Source organism: Acidovorax sp. GW821-FHT10A04 (assembly GCF_059415825.1).
In genome coordinates this window covers 352679-374863 of sequence record NZ_JBWKNZ010000001.1, presented here as the reverse complement: position 1 = coordinate 374863, position 22185 = coordinate 352679, and the positions used below count along the sequence as shown (strand labels likewise).

The 22185-nt window shown below is 60.9% G+C and carries 18 protein-coding genes; 11 read left to right on the top strand and 7 right to left on the bottom strand.

Going from position 1 to position 22185, the window contains the following annotated elements; translation table 11 throughout:
- Positions 1 to 329 precede the first annotated feature (329 nt).
- The 7 genes from xseA to AC07PF_RS01720 all read left to right on the top strand — a co-directional run bounded on the left by xseA (position 330) and on the right by AC07PF_RS01720 (position 7844).
- Positions 330 to 2063, top strand: coding sequence for an exodeoxyribonuclease VII large subunit (gene xseA / locus AC07PF_RS01750; RefSeq protein WP_494610666.1), 1734 nt, complete (start codon positions 330 to 332; stop codon positions 2061 to 2063).
- Positions 2060 to 2329 carry an exodeoxyribonuclease VII small subunit gene (gene xseB, locus AC07PF_RS01745; RefSeq protein ID WP_494610665.1) on the top strand — a complete coding sequence of 90 codons (270 nt, stop codon included), beginning with the start codon at positions 2060 to 2062 and terminating at the stop codon, positions 2327 to 2329. Before xseA ends, xseB begins: the two co-directional genes overlap by 4 nt.
- Before the next feature lie 37 nt (positions 2330 to 2366).
- Positions 2367 to 3275, top strand: coding sequence for an alpha/beta fold hydrolase (locus AC07PF_RS01740; protein ID WP_494610664.1), 909 nt, complete (start codon positions 2367 to 2369; stop codon positions 3273 to 3275).
- 511 nt (positions 3276 to 3786) lie between these two features.
- On the top strand, positions 3787 to 6207 hold the full coding sequence (locus AC07PF_RS01735) for a catalase (RefSeq protein ID WP_494610662.1): 2421 nt from the start codon (positions 3787 to 3789) through the stop codon (positions 6205 to 6207).
- 48 nt (positions 6208 to 6255) lie between these two features.
- Positions 6256 to 6756 (top strand): DUF4142 domain-containing protein, encoded by a 501-nt coding sequence (locus AC07PF_RS01730; protein WP_494610661.1) that lies wholly within the window; start codon positions 6256 to 6258, stop codon positions 6754 to 6756.
- A gap of 33 nt (positions 6757 to 6789) precedes the next feature.
- Entirely contained in the window at positions 6790 to 7113 is a 324-nt protein-coding gene (locus AC07PF_RS01725; protein WP_494610660.1) for a hypothetical protein, read from the top strand.
- Positions 7114 to 7631: 518 nt separating this feature from the next.
- A complete protein-coding gene (locus tag AC07PF_RS01720; protein WP_494610659.1) occupies positions 7632 to 7844 on the top strand; it encodes a DUF3606 domain-containing protein in 213 nt (70 codons plus the stop codon).
- 65 nt (positions 7845 to 7909) lie between these two features.
- Here the strand turns inward: AC07PF_RS01720 and AC07PF_RS01715 are convergent, their stop codons facing one another.
- Positions 7910 to 8584 carry a response regulator gene (locus tag AC07PF_RS01715; RefSeq protein WP_494610658.1) on the bottom strand — a complete coding sequence of 225 codons (675 nt, stop codon included), beginning with the start codon at positions 8582 to 8584 and terminating at the stop codon, positions 7910 to 7912.
- A gap of 264 nt (positions 8585 to 8848) precedes the next feature.
- On the opposite strand from AC07PF_RS01715, the gene AC07PF_RS01710 reads away from it, so the two are divergent.
- Positions 8849 to 9709 (top strand): NmrA family NAD(P)-binding protein, encoded by an 861-nt coding sequence (locus AC07PF_RS01710; protein WP_494610657.1) that lies wholly within the window; start codon positions 8849 to 8851, stop codon positions 9707 to 9709.
- 220 nt (positions 9710 to 9929) lie between these two features.
- Here AC07PF_RS01710 and AC07PF_RS01705 read toward each other — a convergent pair whose 3' ends face one another.
- From AC07PF_RS01705 to AC07PF_RS01680, 6 genes are all read right to left on the bottom strand, one after another.
- Positions 9930 to 10280 (bottom strand): hypothetical protein, encoded by a 351-nt coding sequence (locus AC07PF_RS01705; protein ID WP_007857707.1) that lies wholly within the window; start codon positions 10278 to 10280, stop codon positions 9930 to 9932.
- Positions 10281 to 10722: 442 nt separating this feature from the next.
- Complete coding sequence (locus tag AC07PF_RS01700; protein WP_494610656.1) at positions 10723 to 13065, bottom strand: xanthine dehydrogenase family protein molybdopterin-binding subunit; 2343 nt, start codon at positions 13063 to 13065, stop codon at positions 10723 to 10725.
- Positions 13062 to 14099, bottom strand: coding sequence for an FAD binding domain-containing protein (locus tag AC07PF_RS01695; protein ID WP_494610655.1), 1038 nt, complete (start codon positions 14097 to 14099; stop codon positions 13062 to 13064). Before AC07PF_RS01695 ends, AC07PF_RS01700 begins: the two co-directional genes overlap by 4 nt.
- A complete protein-coding gene (locus AC07PF_RS01690; protein ID WP_007857704.1) occupies positions 14096 to 14572 on the bottom strand; it encodes a (2Fe-2S)-binding protein in 477 nt (158 codons plus the stop codon). The genes AC07PF_RS01695 and AC07PF_RS01690 overlap by 4 nt, the downstream gene beginning before the upstream one ends.
- A 554-nt stretch (positions 14573 to 15126) precedes the next feature.
- Positions 15127 to 15372, bottom strand: a complete 246-nt coding sequence (locus tag AC07PF_RS01685; RefSeq protein WP_494610654.1) for a hypothetical protein — start codon at positions 15370 to 15372, stop codon at positions 15127 to 15129.
- 58 nt (positions 15373 to 15430) lie between these two features.
- Entirely contained in the window at positions 15431 to 15928 is a 498-nt protein-coding gene (locus tag AC07PF_RS01680; protein WP_081497371.1) for a hypothetical protein, read from the bottom strand.
- A 1382-nt stretch (positions 15929 to 17310) separates the two neighbouring features.
- Here AC07PF_RS01680 and AC07PF_RS01675 point away from each other — a divergent pair.
- From AC07PF_RS01675 to AC07PF_RS01665, 3 genes are all read left to right on the top strand, one after another.
- Positions 17311 to 20757 (top strand): EAL domain-containing protein, encoded by a 3447-nt coding sequence (locus tag AC07PF_RS01675; RefSeq protein ID WP_494610653.1) that lies wholly within the window; start codon positions 17311 to 17313, stop codon positions 20755 to 20757.
- Between the two features lie 199 nt (positions 20758 to 20956).
- A complete protein-coding gene (locus tag AC07PF_RS01670; protein ID WP_494610652.1) occupies positions 20957 to 21619 on the top strand; it encodes a response regulator in 663 nt (220 codons plus the stop codon).
- An 83-nt stretch (positions 21620 to 21702) separates the two neighbouring features.
- On the top strand, positions 21703 to 21906 hold the full coding sequence (locus AC07PF_RS01665) for a hypothetical protein (protein WP_494610651.1): 204 nt from the start codon (positions 21703 to 21705) through the stop codon (positions 21904 to 21906).
- Positions 21907 to 22185 lie beyond the last annotated feature (279 nt).

The following is a 22185-nucleotide window of genomic DNA, read 5'->3' as shown; positions in this document are numbered from 1 at the left end:
GAATCACCAACGTGGAAAAAATTTGCGATGACCAAGCGGAGCGTGCGGACGAAACCCTGGTGCAAGGTCAGGATGCTGCAATGCCCGAAGTGCCTGAAAGGCAGATTTCTGTATAAGAGCTCAACGATGGAAACCGATCAGACTGCCCCCATCAATCGCTGTGGCTACTGTGGATCTACCAACTACCGCAGGGTGGTCGAGCGCGATGCCCAAGGCTCGATGCGCTACGGCGAGCGTTTGTTGTGCTCGGGATGCACGCGAGAGTTCACCGACCTGGATGCCTGGCGGCAAGGCGCATCGGATGCGTCCCCGCCACTGTCTGCAGCGGCATGACCGACACCTACCTTGTCTCATCATTCGCGGACAAAGACCGCGTCAAGGCGCTGGGCGCACGTTGGGATCCGACTCGCCGACAGTGGTATGTGCCCGAGGGCCGAGACCTTACGCCTTTCGCGCAGTGGTTGCCTGCTGCAGATGTGCCAGCACCCGTTGTCTCGCGTGATTTGTTGGCCCCTTCCCCGACCGCGTCCAGCGGCTTGGCGGTCCCTGAAAAGAAGGGGGTATCGCTATCTCAGTTGCTGCAAGGCGTATCGGGGGCGGTAGCGCAGGCTTTCAAAGCCGGGGTCTGGACGCTTGTTGAGGTGGTGGATACGCGGATTCGCAACGGCCATGTGTACCTTGAAGTCTCCGAGCGCGACGTTTCGGGCGTCATCACCGCCAAGGCCAATGCTGTCATCTGGGCCAGTACGGCCAGCCAGATTCTCCCCAAGTTCGAGTCGGCGACCGGCGCCCAGATCGGGCCAGGTATCAAACTGCTGGTGCGTGCACGGCCCGTGTTCAAGCCGCAGTTCGGTTTCAGCATCGAGGTCGATGCCATCGACTCTGACTACACGCTGGGTGACTTGGAGGCCCGCAAGCGTGAAATCCGCGAGCGCTTGCAGCACGAGGGCTTGTTCGAACTGAATCGACAGTTGCCAAGTCCGTGGGATTACTACCTGGTCCTGGTCGTGGCACCGGAGGGGGGAGCCGGCTTGGGCGACTTCCAAGCTGAGGCGAAGCGGCTGGAGGCCAGTGGAATCTGCCGGTTCGTATATGTCCACAGTCGATTTCAGGGCGATGGTGCTGCTGCAGAGATCCGCATGGAGTTGCTTGGCGCGCTGGAGCGCATGGATCAAGAGGGCTTGCACCCCGACGCCGTGGCCATCATCCGCGGTGGTGGGGCCATCAACGACATGGCTTGGCTCAATGACTATGCGCTAGTGCGCGCCGTCTGCGAACTGGATGTCCCGGTGCTCACTGGCATAGGGCACGAGCGAGACAACACAGTGCTCGACGAGGTCGCCAATATCCGTTTTGACACCCCTTCCAAGGTCATCGCGGGCATTGAGCGACTCATTCTGCAGCGAGCCCACGAAGCCAAGGGCTTGTTCGACGACATCGTCCGCGAAGCTACGCACGCTATGGGCAGCGCGCGGCGAATATTCGTCGAGAACTTCACTGCGATAGAGGCGGGAGCCAGGCAGGAGATTGCTCACAGCCGGCAGCGCACCACCGAGATGTTGGCGCAACTGCAGCTCAATGCAGTGCAGGCCGTGCGAAACGGTGCAGAGCAGACCGAGCGAAGCATGGTCGATGTGCGCCGCATGGCAACGCACCACCTGGGTTGGGCTCGCAACCAGGTGCCCGCGCTGATGGCTGAAATACGCAGCGAAGCGCGGCAAACCCTGCAGACAGCACGGGCCACGATCAAAGCAGACAAAACCTTTGTGCTCGACCGGGCTGCGGCTGATGTGCGCCATATGAAAGATGCTGCCTCCAACGCGTTTGCGGAGGTAGGACCGCAAGCGAACAAGACAGTGGCGGAAGCCAGGGCTGCAGCACAGGCGCTCATGCGAGAGATCGCGGGGCAAGGACCCGAAAAAACTTTGAGCCGTGGCTTTGCGCTGGTGCGTGATGCTGCTGGCAAGGCAGTCACCAGTGCGGCCAGCGCTGGTGCCAAGGTCACCATCCAATTCAGAGACGGCACGCGCAGCGCGACGCTGCGCAAGGACGACAAGCCATGAGCGAAACCTTCAAGAAATCATATGGGGTGTTGCAAGCGCATGCCCAGACCCTGCGCAAGCAGACTGAGCCAAACATCGATGATCTTCTTCGCATTGTTGAGGAATCGGTTGCTGCGTACAAGGTATGTCAGACGCGCATCGACGCGGTGGAAAAGGCACTAGAAACGGCTTTGAACTCCGCCGCGGAACCGGCAACTTCAAACTCTGCGAATGCTGCTTCGACATCCGCTGCCGAACCTGGCAATGATGACGACATTCCCTTTTAGCGCCAGCCAGTGCAATGCGGCTGCAAAGGAGAAACCTATGGATCGCATGAAAACCTCACGCACTGTCCAGGCCGGAGTGCTGGACGTTGCATATGTTGAGCAAGGCCCTGCTGATGGGCCGCCGGTGGTGTTGATGCACGGATTTCCGTACGACATCCATAGCTATCAAGAGGTCGCTCCGCTCCTGGCCGAGGCCGGCTGTCGCGTGCTTGTCCCATATCTGCGTGGATATGGCTCCACGCGCTTTCTGCACACGGCCACCGTGCGGTCAGGCGAGCAGGCAGCGCTAGGAGCCGACCTGCTCGCCTTTCTGGACGCGCTTAAGATCGATCGTGCTTATCTTGCCGGTTACGACTGGGGTGGCCGCGCCGCGTGTGTCGTTGCCGCTCTCTGGCCCGAGCGATGTGCAGGCCTGGTGTCCGTGAACAGCTACAACATCCAAAACATTGCCAAGGCCCTGGTGCCAGAAGAGCCTGAAAAGGAGCTGAGGCTCTGGTACCAGTACTACTTCCATAGCGAGCGTGGTCATGCTGGGTTGGAGCAGAACCGCGGCCCTTTGGCGAAGCTGTTGTGGAATCTGTGGTCACCGACCTGGCGCTTCGACGATGCGACTTTCGAGCAGAGCGCTGCAGCCTTCGACAACCCGGATTTCGTCGAAGTTGTAATCCACTCGTACCGGCACCGCTACGCCTTGGTGCCTGGTGATCCGGCCTATGCAAACATCGAAGCGAAGCTTGCCCAGCAACCCGTCATCACCGTTCCATCTATCACGTTGGATGGCGCCGACGACGGGGTGCGTCCGCCTGCGGATGCGTCGGTACATGCAGCACGCTTCAGCGCTCTGCGCGACCATCGAATCCTGGACGGCGTCGGCCACAACCTACCGCAAGAAGCACCTCAGGAATTCGCCATGGCGGTGCTGGAACTGGTCAGGGACAAAGGCTGACCGCGCTGGCGCATCACTTCCGAAATCCAGGCCCAGGCGTTGACGTGGCTATTTGGAAGACTGGCTGCGCCTGCCCTTGATGATTCCAAGTTTGGCCTGCCAGCACTCGGCGCATATCCAGACGGACGGTCGAATTTCGCATCCGCCTTGGATACTGCGTTGGTCCTTGTGCACAGCACATTCACGCGTTGTGTCCGAGACCCGGCTGTTCGGAAGTTTGAAAAGTGGCTGAGTCATAGCAACATCCTTGATGTAGAGCGAGACTGCAGCTTTTGGGCTCAGGCCCTCGTAGGACAACGCCAGTTGCCCATCCTTCAATACGCGCAGCTTGCCAGCTGCAACAAAACGGATGACGCTGACAAGTCGCTCGGGCTGACCATCATTTAGTTGCAACTTGGCTGCTCTGCCGGGCTATTTCTTTGTGCTGATCGGTTGAGCCAAAGTCCTACAAGCCGTCACGGCGAGGACCTTAACCTGTGCCTTCCCCACAACCCAGTGACGAAGGTACACAATGCCCAAAGATCCTACGCGTGCTGCCAAGGGCGCTGCCGCGCCTGTTCCATCAACTGCTGCAGCACCTGCCAGAAATACGGACAGCGCGCCTTCCGCTCTCGGGCCAGCTGCTGACGTTCTCTCGGCGAAGGCGGGAGAAACCAACGACCTCGCCTCCGCGAAACCATACAACGCCAATAAAGCGGGAGAGCATGGTTTCACCAACGGGGTGAGCCCTGCGCCAGGTGCTACTGTGGAGCCGGCCTCGCGGCTGCCGTCAGGTAGCACCGTGTCGGAAGCAAACAGCAGTGCCAAGACTGGGACGGTTGCCCCTGAAGGCGTCAATGCGACCATCGCACCGCTCGACCGCGTGCGCGTCGATTCCGCCGGCCAGGTGCTCACCACCAACCAGGGTGTGCCAATCGCCGACAACCAAAATTCTCTCAAGTACGGCGAGCGCGGCCCGGTGCTGCTCGAAGACTTCATCCTGCGCGAGAAGATCACGCATTTCGACCATGAGCGCATCCCCGAGCGCATCGTGCACGCGCGCGGATCTGGTGCGCACGGTTTCTTCGAATGCTACGAACCCCTGACGGACCTCACGCGCGCCGCGCCGTTCAAGGAGGCCGGCAAGATCACCCCCGTGTTCGTGCGCTTTTCTACCGTGCAGGGTGAGCGAGGCTCCAAGGACACGGCGCGCGATGTGCGCGGCTTTGCTGTCAAGTTCTACACCGACGAAGGCAATTGGGACTTGGTCGGCAACAACATGCCAGTGTTCTTCATCCAGGATGCGATGAAGTTCCCGGACCTTGTGCACGCTGTCAAGCCCGAGCCACACCATGCGATGCCCCAGGCCGCGAGCGCCCACGACACCTTTTGGGACTTCGTTTCGCTGATGCCCGAGTCCACGCACATGCTGATGTGGGCCATGTCGGACCGCGGTATTCCGCGCAGCTACGCCACTATGCAGGGCTTTGGGGTTCACAGCTTTCGCTTCGTGAATGCCGCGGGCGAGTCGGTCTTCGTCAAGTTCCATTGGAACCCCAAGGCAGGCACCCATTCGCTGGTGTGGGACGAAGCGGTCAAGATCTCCGGCGCCGATCCAGACTTTCACCGCCGTGATCTGTGGGAGCGTATCGAGGCGGGCGCTTATCCCGAATACGAGCTCGGCGTGCAGGTATTCACGGAAGAGCAAGCGGACAAGTTCAGCTTCGACATTTTGGACGCGACCAAGATCATTCCGGAAGAGCTGATCCCCGTACGCCCCATCGGCCGCATGGTGCTCAACCGCAACCCCGACAACTTCTTTGCTGAGACCGAGCAGGTGGCCTTCTGCACCGCGCACGTGGTGCCGGGCATCGATTTCTCCAACGACCCTTTGCTTGCGGGGCGCATCCACTCATATGTGGACACGCAGATCTCGCGCTTGGGCGGCCCCAACTTTCACGAGTTGCCCATCAACTCACCCATCGCCCCGGTGCACAACAACCAGCGTGACGGCATGCACCGCCAGGCCATTCATCGCGGCAAGGTCGCGTATGAGCCTAACTCGCTGGGCGGCGGCTGTCCGTTCCAAGCCGGTGCAGCCCAAGGCTTTGTCTCCGTGCCCGCCAGGATTCAGGCCAAGGAGTCCCAAGGCAAGGTACGCGCAAAACCTGAAAAGTTCGCGGACCACTACACCCAGGCAACTCTGTTCTTCAACAGCCAGACTCCTGTGGAGCAAGCCCACATTGCGGCCGCATTCCGCTTTGAATTGAGCAAGGTGACGGTGCCAGCGATTCGTGAGCGCATGGTTGCCTCCTTGCGCAATGTGTCCGATGACCTCGCGCAGCAGGTGGCAACGGGTCTTGGCATGGCAGCACTGCCTGAGGCGATGCCCCGGGCGCTGGCTAAAGCACCGAAGCCTGAGGTGTCCAAATCGCCCGCCTTGTCTCTTCTCGCTCGACCAGGTGACGGGAGCATCAAGGGACGTAAAGTTGCCATTCTTGTTGCTGATGGCATCGTTGGCAAAAGCGCGGTTGCGCTGCACGAAGCCCTTTTCGCCCAAGGCGCAGTGCCGCGCTTCGTTGCGCCACACATTGGGCCGGTCAAGACCACCGACGGTGTAGCGATTAATGCCGATGCTTCACTGGAGAACGAGCCCGGATTCCTCTTCGATGCACTGGCTTTGCCCGATGGTGAAGCAGGCGTGCAGGCTCTGGCGGGAGATGGTCACACTGCGGAATTCATCAAGGATCAGCATCGCCACTGCAAGACCATCTTGGTGATGCCGGCCTCGGCAGCTCTGATGCTCAAGGCGCAGATTCCAGCAACTCTGCCGTCAGGCGACCCGGATCCTGGAATGTTCCTTGGAGCATCGGCCACCGACTTCAACTCGTTCATCCAAGGGATAGCGCGACATCGGCACCCAGAGCGGGAAACTGACCCGCCAATGGTTTAACAGACGGGCCCACTCGGGCTCTTCCTTCCCTTTCACCGGAGATAACTGATGAATACAGTTCGAGTCGCAGCGGCCGTATGCGTGGCCATTTTGTGCTTTGGCGCTCATGCGGAGGTTAGCAAGAAGGATCAAGAATTCTTCACCAAGGCTGGTGGTGGAGGCCTGTACGAGGTGGAGGCCGGAAAGCTTGCACAGCAAAAGGGCGGATCTGAAGCAGTGAAGTCCTACGGCGCAATGTTGGTTAAAGACCATGGTGCCGCCAATGAAGAGCTGAAGGCACTGGCGAAGTCGAAGGGGGCCGTGCTGCCTGAGGCGGTCCCCGCCGATAAGCAAAAAAGGCTGGAGAAGATCGCAAGCGCAAAGGACTTCGACAAGGAATTTGTGAAAGAGGTGGGCATTGATGACCACAAAATGGATGTCGCCCTGTTTGAGAACACCAGTAAGCGCGCCGATGACGCAGAGGTCAGGGCATTTGCCTCAAAGACACTGCCCACATTGAAGGCGCACAAGGAACACGCTGAAGGTCTCAGGAAAGCGCACATGCACTGACACTGAGATTCGAACGACGACGCCTTCGTTGCCATGGAAGACGATCTACGTGCAGGGACCTCGGCTGTGGCGGTTACTCAGCGTCTGGAGGATGCGCTTGTGCGCCAGTCTCAAATGCTGCGAGCGCTTGCTGCTGAGGTTGAACGCAACCACGCAACCATCGCGGCCTTGATTGCGCTTGGACAAGCGCTGGTCGAATCTCACCCCACACCTTCTGCCGTGGCAAAAAGTTTTCTCGACCAGATCGACCTCGTAGGTAGTGTCGTCTCGGGTGAGCAGGCAGAACGCTATCGGGACGACATCCAGAAGATCAACATGTTCATACTGGATGTAGTCAACCGCCGGGCCCATCCTTGATCACACTTCGCATGTTCCTCCCTGACTGGAGCAAAAAGTGAATCCCACAGACCGGTCCGATTCAGCCGATGGCCGAGGGGCAACACCATTTCAGAGCGTGCGTACGCCGGCGAAGGTGAAGGTAGGCGCAGCCATTGCCTTCATCGTATCTTGCTTATTTATAGGGTTCTACTTCTTTGGGCCAAAGAGTGGCGAGAGTTGGGGTGCAGCATCCAGACCGGTAGGGGGACACAAAGCACAAGCCCCTTTAGCTCCTGCGTCGACTCAGGGTGCAAGATAACAAAGGGCGGTGCCGATTTGCTTCGCGCATATTAGATTCTGGAGACAGGGCGTCCACCGCATTTCGAACGGTCGGAGGGCAACATCCGATGGGGTTTCAGGTTCGACTCAAATCCGCAACGACGGTCGGTACGGTCTAACCTATCCATTGCAAAAGGTAAATATGCTACTCGCCTACAGTGCGGACCGTTACCCATGGCTAGCATTTAAACGGTAGACAGACCACGAAGGACATACCGATGGCGCAATCGAACCCTCAACCAGATCGCATTGACTTAAACGATGCCGCATCACTGGCTCGTTGGATGCGTGAACTCGACACGACTGAAGAACAGCTGAAGGACGCAGTTGCCCAAGTTGGAGACAAGGCGACCGACATTGAGTTGCATCTCAAGGGAGCGCGAAGTTCAACAAACGCTGATCGGGTGAAACAGTCAGGCTCCAATAGCTGACACCCAGCTGCAGTGAGGCCGAGCTTCGTCCTTGCGAATTCGCCAGGCCCTCCAGAGATGCCCTTTCAATCGATGAGGCCGTGCTTTAGCGCGTAGTACGTCACTTCGCTGTTGGTATCGAGCCCGAGTTTCTTCAAGGCTTTGGTGCGATAGGTGCTTATTGTCTTGGTGCTCAAGTTAAGCATTTTTCCAATATCACCAACGTCCTGTCCCTGAGCGAGTTTCAAGAAAATCTGAAACTCCCGCGCCTTCAGCGACTCGTGCGGGAGTCTTGGCTTCGGCTTGAGAACCTCTTGGGCGAGCAGCTCCGCCACCTCGCTCGTAAGGTATCGTCGACCTTCGCCAACCACCCGAATAGCGCGCACCACTTCATCCGGATCGCAGTTCTTGTTGAGATAACCATCTACCCCCTGTTGCAAAAGGGTGATGGCGTATTGCGAAACTGGCATCCCCGAAAAAATGAGAATGCCTGTATCTGGCGAGCGAGCCTTCAAGCTGGCCAGGGCATCTAACCCGCTGAACTGGGGCATCGTCAGATCAAGCACGAGCACGTCAATGGCGTGGTCGCGCACCAAGTTTATCGCTTCACGACCGTTGCCTGCTTCGGCAATGATGTGAATGTCGTCATGGCTTTCGAGGTATTCGCGCAATCCCCTGCGCACGATCGCGTGATCGTCCACCAGTGCCACTCTGACCTTCTTCTGCGCGAGCCGGGGTTTTTCGAAGTCTGCTTGCAGCATTGATCCCTCACAAACTATTTTGTTGGTTGGAAACCGCAAGCACTCTATCAATCGGAACTGTTATGGCAGTTCCTAGATTTCTGATATCAATGTAGGAAAACTCCGAAGGGAGCTCAGCATTGGCGGTTCAAGGTCGTGCTCAGTGGTTGGTCGCGCTGCCCTCGTTAGGAATCGCCCTGTTACCAATTTGCCTGTTCTGCTGACAGGATCTGTCGGTAGGAGGTCGAAAAATGGACACCTGAATTTCCTATGGAGGATCTGCATATGTACGTAGTCATGGGAGGCACCGGTCACGTGGGCTCTGGTGTGGCCTCAACTCTTTTGGCGCGAGGTGAGCCCGTCGGCATCGTCACCCATCACGCCGAGCACGCGAAGGAATGGAAACAACGCGGAGCGGAGATCCTGGTGGCGGATATCTGGAAGCCTGCTTCTCTCAGGGCCGCGTTCAAGCAAGGACGCCGCGCTTTCGTGCTCAATCCGCCCGCAGACACATCGCTGGATACGGATATCGTGGAACGGCAGACGGTCGCCAATATCCTGGAAGCCTTGGAAGAATCGGGGCTGGAGAAGGTGGTTGCGGCTTCAACCGGCGGGGCCCAGGCCGGAGATCGCATCGGGGATCTCAACGTGCTTTGGGAACTAGAGCAGGGGCTGGGGAGGTTATCCACTCCCGCCGCCGTGCAGCGCGGTGCTTACTACATGAGCAATTGGTTCGCTCAGATCGACGCCGTGAGCCAAACAGGCCAGTTGCATTCAATGATCCCCGCTGACATGGCGATTCCGATGGTGGCGCCAAGCGACTTGGGCAAGTACGCAGCTGAACGATTGCTTTCCTCGGTGGGCGACGTGGCCCTTCGCCATGTCGAAGGGCCTAGGCGATACAGTCCAAGGGACGTGGCACAAAGCCTTTCTCAAGTGTTGGGCAGACCCGTGGGGGTGGTTGTCACGCCGCGCGCCCAACTGGAAGAGGCGTTCCGGGCGCTGGGATTCTCGGCAGCGGCGGCTGAGTCATACGCCAGGATGACACGCCTCAGCATAGACAATGGTTTTGCGATGCCGGACGACTCTGTGCGGGGGGATACCAGCTTTGACGAATATCTGCATAGTGCATTTGCAAGAGCTTGATCGGTCCCGGCGGCCCTCCACGGCGAGATCGCGGAGAGGTACGGGTTCCACGTGAGTCGCAAGCCTAGTGCTGTTGGCCTTCATCAATCCGATGGAGTTTCCCGGAACTGAAAACTTGGTGCCAGCCGCACTACAGGGGGGCTTCTTGGTGGAGCAGGCCATCGGACGCCTTGCCAGTCTCCTGATGCGTAGGAGGGTAGCGCTAGGAGGCGGTATTTGGCTATTTGGGTGCGGCCGTTTCCTCTTCAACAATGCCCAGCATGTGCAGCTGGCCGCGGATCACGGAGACGTCACCTAGTGCGAACACGATCTGATCTTCTTCGCTGAAGCTCATAGGTTGGAGTCGCGATAGTTGCCTGCATGCGTCATCCAGTTTGGTCAGGCGCTCAAGCACATAACTGTCGGCTTCACTCACCCCCGCGAGTTCTGAGCGGAGGCTGGGAAGTTGCGACATCATGAGCCTTCGCCCTTCGCGTGTACTGGCCTTGAAGTTGCCCCAAAAGGTCTCAAGGTCGCTCATAGCCTTTTCGCCGCGCATGAGGGTCTCGGCACTCCATCGCTTTTTGTCCATTTTTTTCTCCTGAGGTGTTGCGGCCATCCTGCCGTGGATCGAAACCAGGCGTTCTGCCCAGGCAGACCAGCGTGGCCGACCCAGGGGGGCACAGTTCGCCCGCTTACCTAGCATGCACCGATGGCTCAATCGGTCATGCGCACCGCCTGCACCTGCCTGCCCAGCAACAGAATATCTTGCCACCGGCGACTGGGGCAGCCGATCGCGTAACACTATCTGCGCGGCACTTTATAGGCCGTGAGCTGGGGGCGCCAGTGGCGCTCCACTTCCTCGGCGGTCAACGCCGAACAAGCTGCTCCACCCACACACTCATCTCTGAGCAGTTGCTTGACGCCGGCCACAACACTCTGGCCACGCTCCCGCGCCACGCCGGCGGAACGCCTTGTTCAAGCGGCTGGCCCCGGTGCCCGGCTGCTAGTACCACGACGGCACCGTGGCTTAGCTAGTCAGCGGCGAGAACGACGCTATCCATATAGCTGCCTGGACGCTTACCCTCGTTCTCTAGTTGCATCACCTTGTCCGGCGTCATGGGCGTACTTCGCACACGCTTGCCGGTGGCATGGAAGATGGCATTGGAGATGGCAGCCGCAACGCCCACCTGGCCGATTTCACCCACGCCTTTGGCGCCAAGCCGGCTCACGATCCGGTCATCCTCATCGACGAAGATCACGTCAATGTCGTGGATGTCCGCCTGCACCGGGATGTGGTACTCGGCAAAGCTGTGGTTCATGAAGCGACCCAGTGAATTGTCGGAATGGGCTTCCTCATGAAGAGCCTGGCTGATACCCCACACCACGCCACCGTGGATCTGGCTGCGGGCCGTCTTCGCGCTGATGATGCGGCCAGCTGCGATGGCGCTCACCACGCGTGTCACACGGACTGTGCCCAGCTCTTCGTCCACCCGCACCTCGCAGAACACCGCAGAATGGGTCGCCCGCGAATACTTGCGCTGCTTGAGCATGTGCGGGAGCATCAAGTACTTCTCCTCAAGAGGCTCGCCGCCAGCAGCGGCAAGAATCTGCGCGAGCGGCAACTGCGCTCCTGACACCCCCTTCAGGCGCAGGGTGCCGCGAACGAATTCCACGTCTGCGAAGCGCGCCTTGGCAAACGGTGAATCGTCCAGTCCACGGGCCACCTTGAACAGCCTCTTTCGCAGCTTCTCGCAAACGCCTTCCACGGCCGATCCCACCGTGGCCACGTGCGATGAGCCGCCTTCGATGGGCGCGACCGGCAAGGTCGAATCCCCGAGCTTGAAGGTCACGTTCTCCAGTGGCAGGCCCAGGGCCGCGGCGGCAATCTGCGCCATGACGGTATAGGTGCCCGTGCCAATGTCGCTCGCAGCGCTGCTTACTTCCAGCCGGCCGTCAGCATGGAGCACTGCCCGCGCACGGGCGAACATCTGCATTGCATCCCAGACGCCTGTCGCCATGCCCCAGCCGACCAGTTCGTTGCCCTCCCGCATGGACCGTGGCTCCAGCGGGCGTTTTGCCCAGCCAAAGCGCTCGGCGCCCTGTGCATAGCAGGCCTTCAACTCCTTGGTGGAATGGGGTAGGTCTCTGGACGGGTCGCGCTCGGCGTAGTTCTTCAACCGCAGAGCCAAGGGATCCATCCCGAGCGCGTACGAGAGTTCATCCATGGCGATTTCGAGCGAGTGCACTCCATGGGCAGCGCCGGGTGCGCGCATGTCGATGGGGCTGTAGCGGTCCAGGTCGACGAGCTTGTACTCCAGGCGTACGTTGTCGCTCGTGTACAGCTGGCCCGACCAATTCACCACCACCTCGACATAGTCTTCCAGGCGCGATGTCTCTGCGACCGCCTCATGGATGACGGACTGGAGGGTGCCATCGCGGTCGGCGGCAAGCCGCACGCGCTGCACGGTTTCCGGCCGGTGCCCGAAGGTGAACATCTGCTGGCGGGTCAGCACGAGCCGTACGGAGCATTGCGCATGCAGCGAAGCCATCACCGCTAGGATGAGGTTGTACTGCGGCCGCAGCCCCGATCCGAAAGCACCCCCGACAAACGGATTCTTGACCGTGACCTTGTCCTTGCCCAAGCCAAAGACACGGGACACCACCCAGCGGCTGTTCTGCGATCCCTGCGTCTTGTCGTAGATGGTGAGGTGCCCTTCCTCGTCGCGTACTACGGTGGTGGCGTGCATCTCCAGAGGGTTGTGGTACTCGGCCCCGCTGTAGTACTGCGCATCGATCTTCACCGGCGCCGCCGCAAAGGCGGCGTCCGCATCCCCCTTGGGCTTGGGTGGCGGCACATACCCGGCCTTGAACCCCTTGGGCTCGTGGGCCCGGTGAAGCGCGGCCATCAGGTCGGTTTCATGCTTCTCGACTTCGTACTCGACCTCCACCAGCTGGGAAGCTTCGCGGGCCGCCTCGAAGGTTTCTGCCAGCACCAGCGCGATGGGTTGTCCGCTGTATAGGATCGCATCGCTGTGCAGGGGCTTGAAGGGCGAGCCACCCGGTGCCGTCATGTCCTTGTAGAAGATGTCCATGGACCGGGTCTTGGGCCTGTTCTCGTGCGTCAAGATATCGCGCACGCCCGCCACCGCCATGGCGCGCTCTAGCGCGAAGCGGGCAATGCGTCCCCGGGTGATCGTGCTGTTCACCACCACGCCAAAAAGCATCCCCTGCACGAAGTGGTCTGCCGCGTACAGCGCCTGGCCGGTGACCTTGGCACGCCCGTCCGTGCGCGAGATGGAGTCTCCAAGCTGAACAAAGCCCGTGCCGGGTTCCGCCATCGGCTGCTGGGGACTCTGATTGATCGTAAATGTCATGCGGCTTCTCCTGTCGCGGTGCTGCCTGGCAACAGGCTGGTTTGCCCGGCCAGGGCCATTTCCAGGGCGCGCACCACTGCGCGCTGGGCCATTGGGATCTTGAACGCGTTGCTCCCGGGCCCGCTGCCCTGCGGGACTGCGCCAGCCAGCAGGGCTGCACCCGCTTCGGCAAACACCGTACGCTCGGGCCTTTTCCCCTGCAGCAGGGCCTCCGCCTGCGTTTGGCGCCAAGGCTTGTGCGCAACGCCGCCGACGGCGATTCGTGCTTCGACGATCCGACCACTCTCATCCAGGTGAAGTGCCGCAGCCACCGACACGAGCGCGAAGGCGTACGACGCTCTTTCCCTGATCTTGAGGTAGGCGCTGTGCTGAGCAAACTGGGAAGACGGGGGCAACTCGATGTGCGTGATCAACTCGCCCGGGTGCATAGTGTTGTCGATGTCGGGGTGGTCCCCGGGCAGCCGGTGGAACTCGGCGAATGGAACGCTTCTGCGCCCCGCGGGGGATTCGAGGTGCACCACTGCATCCAGCGCAGCCAGTGCCACGCACATGTCTGAAGGGTGGGTGGCTATGCACTGCGGGCTGGCGCCCAGGATGGCGTGCTGGCGTGCCAGGTTGCCTATGGCCGAGCACCCGCTGCCGGGCAGGCGCTTGTTGCAGGGCGTGCCGGTGTCGTAGAAGTAATGGCACCGGGTGCGTTGAAGCAGGTTGCCCCCATCGGTGGCCATGTTGCGGATCTGCGGGGACGCGCCCGAGAGGATGGCAGCCGAGAGCAGGGGATACCTGTCGCGCACCAGCGGATGGTATGCCGTGGCCGCATTGCGGGCCAACGCGCCCAGCAACACCCCGCCACTTTGGGTTTGCTCGATGGCGCTCAGCGGCAGCGGGTTGATGTCAACGAGCGTCCGCGGGCGCGCCACGCCCTCCTTCATCAGATCGAGCAGGTTGGTGCCTCCGGCAATAAAGGCGCCCTCGTTCCCCGAAGCCAGCGCTTGCGCCGTGTCTGTGGCCGCCAAATAGGTGAAGCCTTTCATGGCGTTCCCCGGGCGCCCAATGCGACTTCTGTCACCGCGTTGAGAATCTGCACATACGCACCGCAACGGCACAGGTTGCCGCTCATGAGCTCGCGCACCTCGTCGCGCGTCCTGGCATGGCCCTCCTTCATCAGGCCCACTGCGGAACACAGCTGGCCAGGGGTGCAATACCCGCACTGGAAGGCGTCATGCTCAACGAAGGCCTGCTGCAAGGGGTGCAACTGGCCGTCCTTGGCAAGACCCTCCACGGTGGTCACCTGACAGCCATCCCGCATGACCGCGAGGGTCAGGCAGGAGTTGATGCGCTCGCCATTGACCAGCACGGTGCACGCACCGCACTGACCGTGGTCGCAGCCTTTCTTGACGCCCGTGAGGCCGAGCTTGTCGTGAAGGAGGTCCAGCAACGTGACCGATGGCTCGATATCGAACCTGCGGGTTCGGCCGTTGACTGTCAGGGAAATGGAATGCGGCATGGAGCGGCTCTTTTGTCGACTCTGGGAAATCGATTCTTATGAGCGGCGCTAATCGAACCCTGTCGGACAACAAGCCATCCCGTCACTCGGCTGCGTATTTGGGCTGCTGCACGAGATCCAACGCCGAGTGGTTGAAGCTTCTTTACCAACGCCTCACCGAGCGCGATCAACGACATCACGCACTCGCAAGGCTCGAATCGCTAGGCCAGCCGTGGACAAAGAGATTTCTCGTCGAAGCAAGCCTGGGCTCGCTGAATCGCCCCGGGGCGATTCACGATGGCGACATGGGGCCTTTAGGAGGCCATTCGACGCTGGCGCACGTTGCACTCATGAAGAAGCACTTCACGCTCAGCGAATGCCAGATGCTCGAGCAGATCGGCGATCGCGAACGGAGTACACGGGATAGGCTGGCAGCGTTGAGGCAAAGCCGCAGCAGCGGACTTACGCGGGCTCATCGATCTGTGACTGCCTGCGCTGATGGCCTACTTCTTCACCTGCTCAAACTGCCGGACTGGTTCTATGCAGCCGGGACAGGGTGCACCGGTGCTTGGAACCTACTTGGTAGCACCCATATTGCCTTGAAGCACCCCCAGCAGATGCTGTTTTGCTTCGGCGAGCTGTGCTTTGTCGGTGTCGTGGACCTTCTTGAAGAATGCGGCGCACTCTGGCGAGCCTGCAGCTTCAGCGTCCTTGATGTACTGGTCGTAGGCCATCAATGCCTGGGCCTTGTTCTGAATCAAGGTGATCCAGTCGTAGGCAAGGTCGCTGAGAGGATGTGGATCATTGGGTTTTTCTTGCATGGTTTTTCCAAGAGTTGAAGTAAGTAAAAAGGCATTGAAGATGCCCCGCATGCAGTTGTTAGCGACCATCCTTGTCGGAGTCACCGGGAACTGCCCGTTCCACAGCATTGCTCACCCGGTGCCATGCATCTCGGGTTGCGTGCTTTGCCTTCTCCCATTCGAGTGAGGACCGTCCCCTGACTCCGCCCCAGTCTCTGCCGAGCTCGGGTTCGATGTCTTCGTACGTGCGATTGGGGTACTTGGAATAGGAATCCACGCCATAGCGATAGGCAGGTTGATACTCGTCGTAGGTCGATCCGCCGGCATAGGGCCGCGAAGAAAAGTTCTCGCGCCAATAGGTATCTTCAACAGCGGGATCCGCTGCCTTGCTACCCATGACGGCGCCCGCCACAGCGCCCACGACTGCCCCCACGGCAGCGCCTGCTGGCCCAGTCAAACCCCCTGCCAGGGCTCCGGCAGCGGCTCCACCGGCAATCCCTCCTGCCGCGCCCCCGACGACGGCACCAGCGCCAGGTTTGTTCTCGGGATCAAGTGGACTGGTACGAAGCTCGCTCATGATGGTCTCCTTGGAGTCGCCCGCAGGCTGCTCGATTGACGCCTGCCGCAGCTGGGTTGGAAAACCCTCAAAGTACGGCTTGCAACGGCGAACGGACCTAGGCGGGCATGCCAACTTACCTTCAGGGATCTCCTACAGTGTTGGTTCGGCCGCTGCGTCCTTTCCTACGCGGCAGTTCGCACGATGCCGACACCAATGCACTCGACTGTTGCGCACCATGAATGTGTCCGCTGACCACCGTGGTCAGCGCCTTACGAGGAATTGCCATGTCTCAAGACCAAGCTCAGTCTTCGTTGCAGAACGAGAGCAATCCGTCTTATCGCCCGTTGCATTCACCTCAAGTTGAGACGCCCAAGCCAACTAGCGGTCGAGAGAACAATCGCGTTACCTACTGGTTTATTGGCGTTGTGCTGGTAGTACTTTCTTTAGTGCTTGGTTTCAATTATTTGGGCCCGGAAGGCGCAACACGTACGGGAGTCGCCGACGGCCCTGCAGCCACTTCGAGTGGTCAAACTACCGGTGGACCTAGCACTGACCCCGCCGGGATGCAGCGTGCGCCGCAAGCTCGTACGACTTCGAGCGCCCCTGACTCGCCAAACTCTCGAACCAGTGCCGCCCCACAAGCTCCCGATAGTGCGACGCCACCAGGCAGAGAGGGTGTCGGTGCACAGGTTGGATCTCAGGCAAGTCCAGCTCCACAGGAACGGATAGGCGCCGGTGGGACGTCTGGATCTGTTCCTCCTGCAGCCATTTCACCGGCTTCCACTACCCCAGCTGCCCCAACGGCTTCGCGCTAGTTAGGGGAGCTCAGCTTTCCGAGCTGCAATACCGATGGGTTAAGACTCACATTGCGAGCGAGCATGATTCGCCCTGAACATCTCACAGTTTTCGAAGCACGGCGGACCCAACTGTCCCGGGGTGCGTTAACCACATTGGAAGGCGTCATGCTCCACGAACGCCTGCTGCAAGGTATGCAGCAGGCCATACATTGAAAGCCCTCCTTTGTAGTCACCTGGGAACCATCTCGCATGACAGCCATCGGCCGTGCACTACTGCTGTTGGTGCGAGTCCCGCGACGTAGCTGGCTGGCGCTGGCTCTGCAGAAGCTAAATTGCGACGGCGCAGAAAACCATTTGCGCCCCATGTCGCCGCCTTCGACATTCTGCGCACCGAGGAGCGGAGCGTGTTCGCACGCACCGCCTCCAAGTCTCACCCAGGCGCTGCGTCTGACCCCCAGCCACAACGCTCCCGGTGGCACTGTTTACATTGACCGAACACACGTTCTCGCATCCAATGGTTTCGAGGGGAGCGGGCGCAGTGCGTTGCGTGCCCGTGCATCTGCCCATTGGCTCGCTTTTTCCAGGGAGGCCTGAGTGTCAACGGTGCTTGTTGCAGATGATGACCCCACCAACCGCGAACTCGTGGTCACCCTGCTCCAGTATGCTGGCCACACGGCGCTGGAGGCTGCAGACGGAGCGCAGGCGCTGGCTTGCGTTCTCCAGCATCGGCCCGACTTGGTGATCTGCGACATCCTCATGCCCAAGATGGATGGGTACGAGTTTGCCCGCCGCGTTCGCGAGGACGCACGCGTGCAGGCCACTGAGGTGATTTTCTATACCGCCACCTTCCTGGAGCACGAGGCCCGCGTGCTGGCGGCGTCCTGCGGCGTTCACACGGTACTGGCCAAGCCCTGCGAGCCCGAAGTCATTCTGCAGGCGATAGACCGCGCGCTGTCGCCCGGGGGCGGGCTGGCCCGGGCGCAGCAGCCGCGAGTTCAGGAGCGCGGCGACGCATCCTTCGACAGCGAACATGTGCAACTCATCACTGACAAGCTCATCGAGAAGCTGGCCCAGCTGGAGCGGGCCAACGCGCGGCTGCAGGGGCTCTCGGAGCTGAGTCTTGGCCTGTCCTTCGCGCGCGACCCGCAGCAACTGCTGGACACCTTTTGCAGTGGCCTGCATCGCCTGTTTTCAGCCCAGGCCGCCATCACCGCCGTGGTGCGCGGGGGCGGGGAACTGCACTGGTGCGCCTCGGGCCCGCAGGCGCAACCCCCGGGACTGCGGCAGGCGGTGGCCGACGCTCTGGTCTCTGGCCTCTGGTCCAGCGACGGTGGGCACCATGCGCCGGCCACCCTTCGGATCGACTTGGCCCGGCCCGAGGACTGGCACGGGTGCGCGCCGCTGGCACAGGCGCTGCTGGGCTACATGCCGCACGCGCGCAGTGCCCTGCTGGTGCCCATTGCCGCGCAACCAGCCTGCGATGGCGCCGTAATCCTGCTCGACGGGCTCGACGAACCGTTGCAGAGTGGTGATGGCGCTGCCGACGAGCAGGCCCTGGAGGCGCAGGCCGCGCACTTCGGTCGGGTGTTCGAGAGCATCCGCCTGTACGCGCAGGTGCAGGACCAGCTGGACCGGCTGCGCTTGCAGGAAGCAGAACGCGCTCGCACCGAAGGCCTGCTGCGCCTTGAGCATGCCGCCGCGGCAGCGCTCGCCGGCGCGAACGAATTGGATCCAGGTGTCCTGGCCGTGCTGCGCATCCTGTGCGAGTCGCAAGACTGGGCATTTGCCCGCTTCTGGATCGCCGACGACGCCCGCGGCGTGCTGCGTGTGGCCAGCCACTGGAGCCAACCTGGCATGGAGCCGCCCGAGCCGCCCGAAGGGCTGAGCCGGCTGGTTCTGCGCAAGGGCGAGGGTCTGGCAGGCCGGGTATGGGAGTCAGGGCAGCCGATGTGGGTGCAGGACCTGCGCGCCAACCCGTATGTCGTGCAGAAAGGGCTGGTGCCCAATGGGATGGTGGCCAGCGCCAGCCTTCAGCCCGTGGTTTCCGGCGGAGAGGTGTTCGGGGTACTGGCGTTGCTGGCACGCGGCTCGCGCACGCCTGACGGGCGCCAGCAGGCCTCCGTGCAGGCCATCTGCCACCAGTTGGGCCAGTTCGTGCGCGCTCGGCTCGGCGAGCGCCGTGTGCGCCGCCTGCACCGCGTGTCCAGCGTACTCAGCGATATCAACTCGCTTATCGTGCGCGCCACCGATCGCGACGAGCTGTTTGCCGAGGCCTGCCAAATCGCGGTGGAGACCGGCCACTTCAAGAAGGCCTGGATTGGCATGCTCTCGCGCACACCCTGGCGCCTGAGGATCGTGGCGGCGGTGAGCGACGAACCACTGGACGCCAGCGCCTTGCTGTCCATCCACGAGGCCCTGCAGCCCCAACTGCAGGGTGGGGGCGTCCAGTTCGAGCACGTAGTGAACCAGGGGCAACCACTTTTCGAGAACGACATCGCCGCCAGTGACTGGGTGCATATGCGCGAGCGCGCGCTGTCCGCAGGCTCGCGCTCCATGGCCATCCTGCCGCTGGTGGTGGACCGCCAGACCGAAGGCCTGCTGGTGTTGCATTCGCAGGACGTTGGCTTCTTCGACGACGAGGAATGCAAGCTGCTGCTGGAGCTGGCGGGCAACCTGGCCTTTGCGATGGAGCACCTGCTGCGTGCCGAACAGATCAACCGCCTGGCCTACTATGACGCGCTGACCGGTCACGCCAACGGCATGCTGTTCCGCGAACGGCTGGCGCAGCATCTGCAGGCGGCCACGGAACGCCATACCCTGGTGCTGGCCATGGTGGATATCGAGCGCTTCAAGGCCATCAACGACTCGCTGGGGCGCCACGTGGGCGACGAGGTGCTGCGCCAGATCGGTCAACGCATGGTGTCGCTGCTCCACGGCGCAAGCCACATGGCGCGCGTGGGAGCGGACCAGTTCGCCGTGCTGTTCGACGAGGAGGGAGCCGAGATCGAAGTGGCCCGCAGGCTGCAAGACTTCTACCAGCAGTGCTTTACCGACCCCGTGGTGGCCAGCGGCACAGAGCTGCGGGTGAGCGCGCGCATCGGCGTAGCCCGCTTTCCGGCGGACGCGGTCAGCGCAGAGGCCCTGTACCACAAAGCTGAGGCGGCGATGAAGCGCTCCAAAAGCTCCCTGGACCAGGTGCTCTTCTACGACGCCCGCATGACCGAGGTGATTGCCGCCAAGCTGGCCCTGGAGAACCGGCTGCGCCGGGCGCTGCAGGCTGGCGAGTTCACGCTGCATTACCAGCCCAAGGTGGAATGTGTGTCCCGCCGCACCGTCGGGCTGGAGGCGCTGATCCGCTGGCAAGACCCCGAACGCGGCCTGGTGTCTCCGGGCGAATTCATCCCGCTTATGGAAGAGACTGGGCTGATCGTCGAGGTCGGCGCATGGGCACTGCGCCAAGCCTTGGCCGACCGGCGCAAGTGGCAGGCGCGGGGTCTGCACCCGCCGCGCGTAGCAGTGAATGTTTCAGCCATCCAGCTGCAGCGCGCGGACTTTCTGGACATGGTGCGTGCCCTGCTGGCGCAGGAGCCGGGCGATCCAGGCATCGACCTGGAGATCACAGAAAGCGCTGTTCTGCAGCAGGTGGACAAGACTGTGCAGACCCTGCACGCTCTGCGCGACTTGGGCTTGGACATTGCCATCGACGACTTCGGCACTGGCTATTCCAGCCTGTCCTACCTTGCACGTCTGCCGGTGCAGGTGCTCAAAATCGACCAGTCTTTCGTCTCCGCGATGGCCAGCGACCCCGACGCGCAGACCCTGGTGGACACCATGATCTCGCTCGCGCACGCCCTGCGCATGAAGGTCATCGCCGAAGGCGTAGAAACTGAAGAGCAGGCCGCCCTGCTCAAAATCCTCCGCTGCGACGTGATGCAGGGCTATCTCATCAGTCGGCCACTGGCCCAGGAACCCCTGCTGCAGTGGATGCAACAACACTCCCAGGGCGCCCCGCGCCATGGCGAGTTGCGCGACCTGCGCCCTACGGCGTAGCTCGCCACGGCCTCCACTATCACCGCCTGCAGTGGGGTTTTCAGCAGAGGCTGCCCCATGGGCTTGGCGTGCCATACCTCTATGGTACGAGTCCTACCTCACTTGCCGATCCTGAGGGAGTCCTGATCATGGCCTTGGACGCTACGCTTCTAGGCAAGAAATGGACTACCTCCCGGGGATTGCGATGTACCAGCCTAGCGTGAACAACGTGCCTTTAAAAAAAGGGAAACAGATTCGGGTTGGCATTGTTGACGACCACGAGGTGGTGCGCATGGGCCTTCGTGAGTATCTCGAAGAACATGCAGATATCACCGTCACGGCGGAGGCAGACAACGGCCCCGATGCCCTTGAGCTGGTACGTGACTTCGCCATAGACGTACTCATACTCGACTTACAGATGCCAGGTTTTAGTGGATTTGACGCTGTGCCTAGGCTGAGGGCGCGGGCACCTCAAACGGGCATTCTCATTCTGTCCGGCCTTCCAGAGGCTCACTACGCTATCGCTCTCTTACAAAAGGGGGTTCACGCCTACCTGAATAAAGAATGTGATCCTGAGGAAATCGTGAAAGCCGTTCGCGCCATTGCGGGGGGACGAAAATATCTGACGCCAGTGGTGGCGGAGCTGCTGGCGCAAGAGGTGGTGAAGCCCAGTCGCGGCATGCCGCACGAACGTCTTGGCGGTAGGGAGTTCCAAATCTTCGTCAAGCTGGCCAGAGGCGAGGGCGTGTCGTCCATTGCCCACTCTCTGAGCTTGAGCCAAAAAACTGTCAGTACCTATAGAACACGCGCCTTAAAAAAACTGAATCTGGCCAGCAACAGCGAGATGACCTACTACGCCATCAAGCATCACCTGATTGACTGATAAATGAGCATCGGGCGTCACCGCTGGCCGGCCGCAGTCAGCGGCGTTTGATACCATTCAAATAAAATCTAGTGAGGTGGTGGATGCCTTTGGAATATCTGCGCGAGATCGCAAACAGTCAACTGCCGTTGGAAGTCAGCAAACAAGATGACATAGACAAGCTGCGTGTACTTGTAGCCGCTGGAATGATCATCGCCAAACTACCCGAGGTAGGGAAGGAGGGCGTGGGGACGGTGCAGGAAGTTACAGGCTTTGGCCGCGCCACGTTGAAAGCCAAAGGGGGCTGAGTTACTTCGCCGGGGGAAGGAGTCGGCCGCGTGCACAGTCCGCATTCAGGTTAATTTGCTACGCGCACTGCTGGATGCCGTGACGTCAATAGCAGTCCCAGCAACTTCTTTTCATTGCCAGAAAGTTGGCGGTGCGCACGCTGCTCATCGGCAGGAACTACAACGCCCAATGCGCTGTGCGACCGAAGCACGGCCTCAATCTCTGGCGAGCGCCAGTATCACGATTTCGTTGTCGTCGTTGTGTAGCACATACATGTCGCTGCTCTGAAACACCCTGCC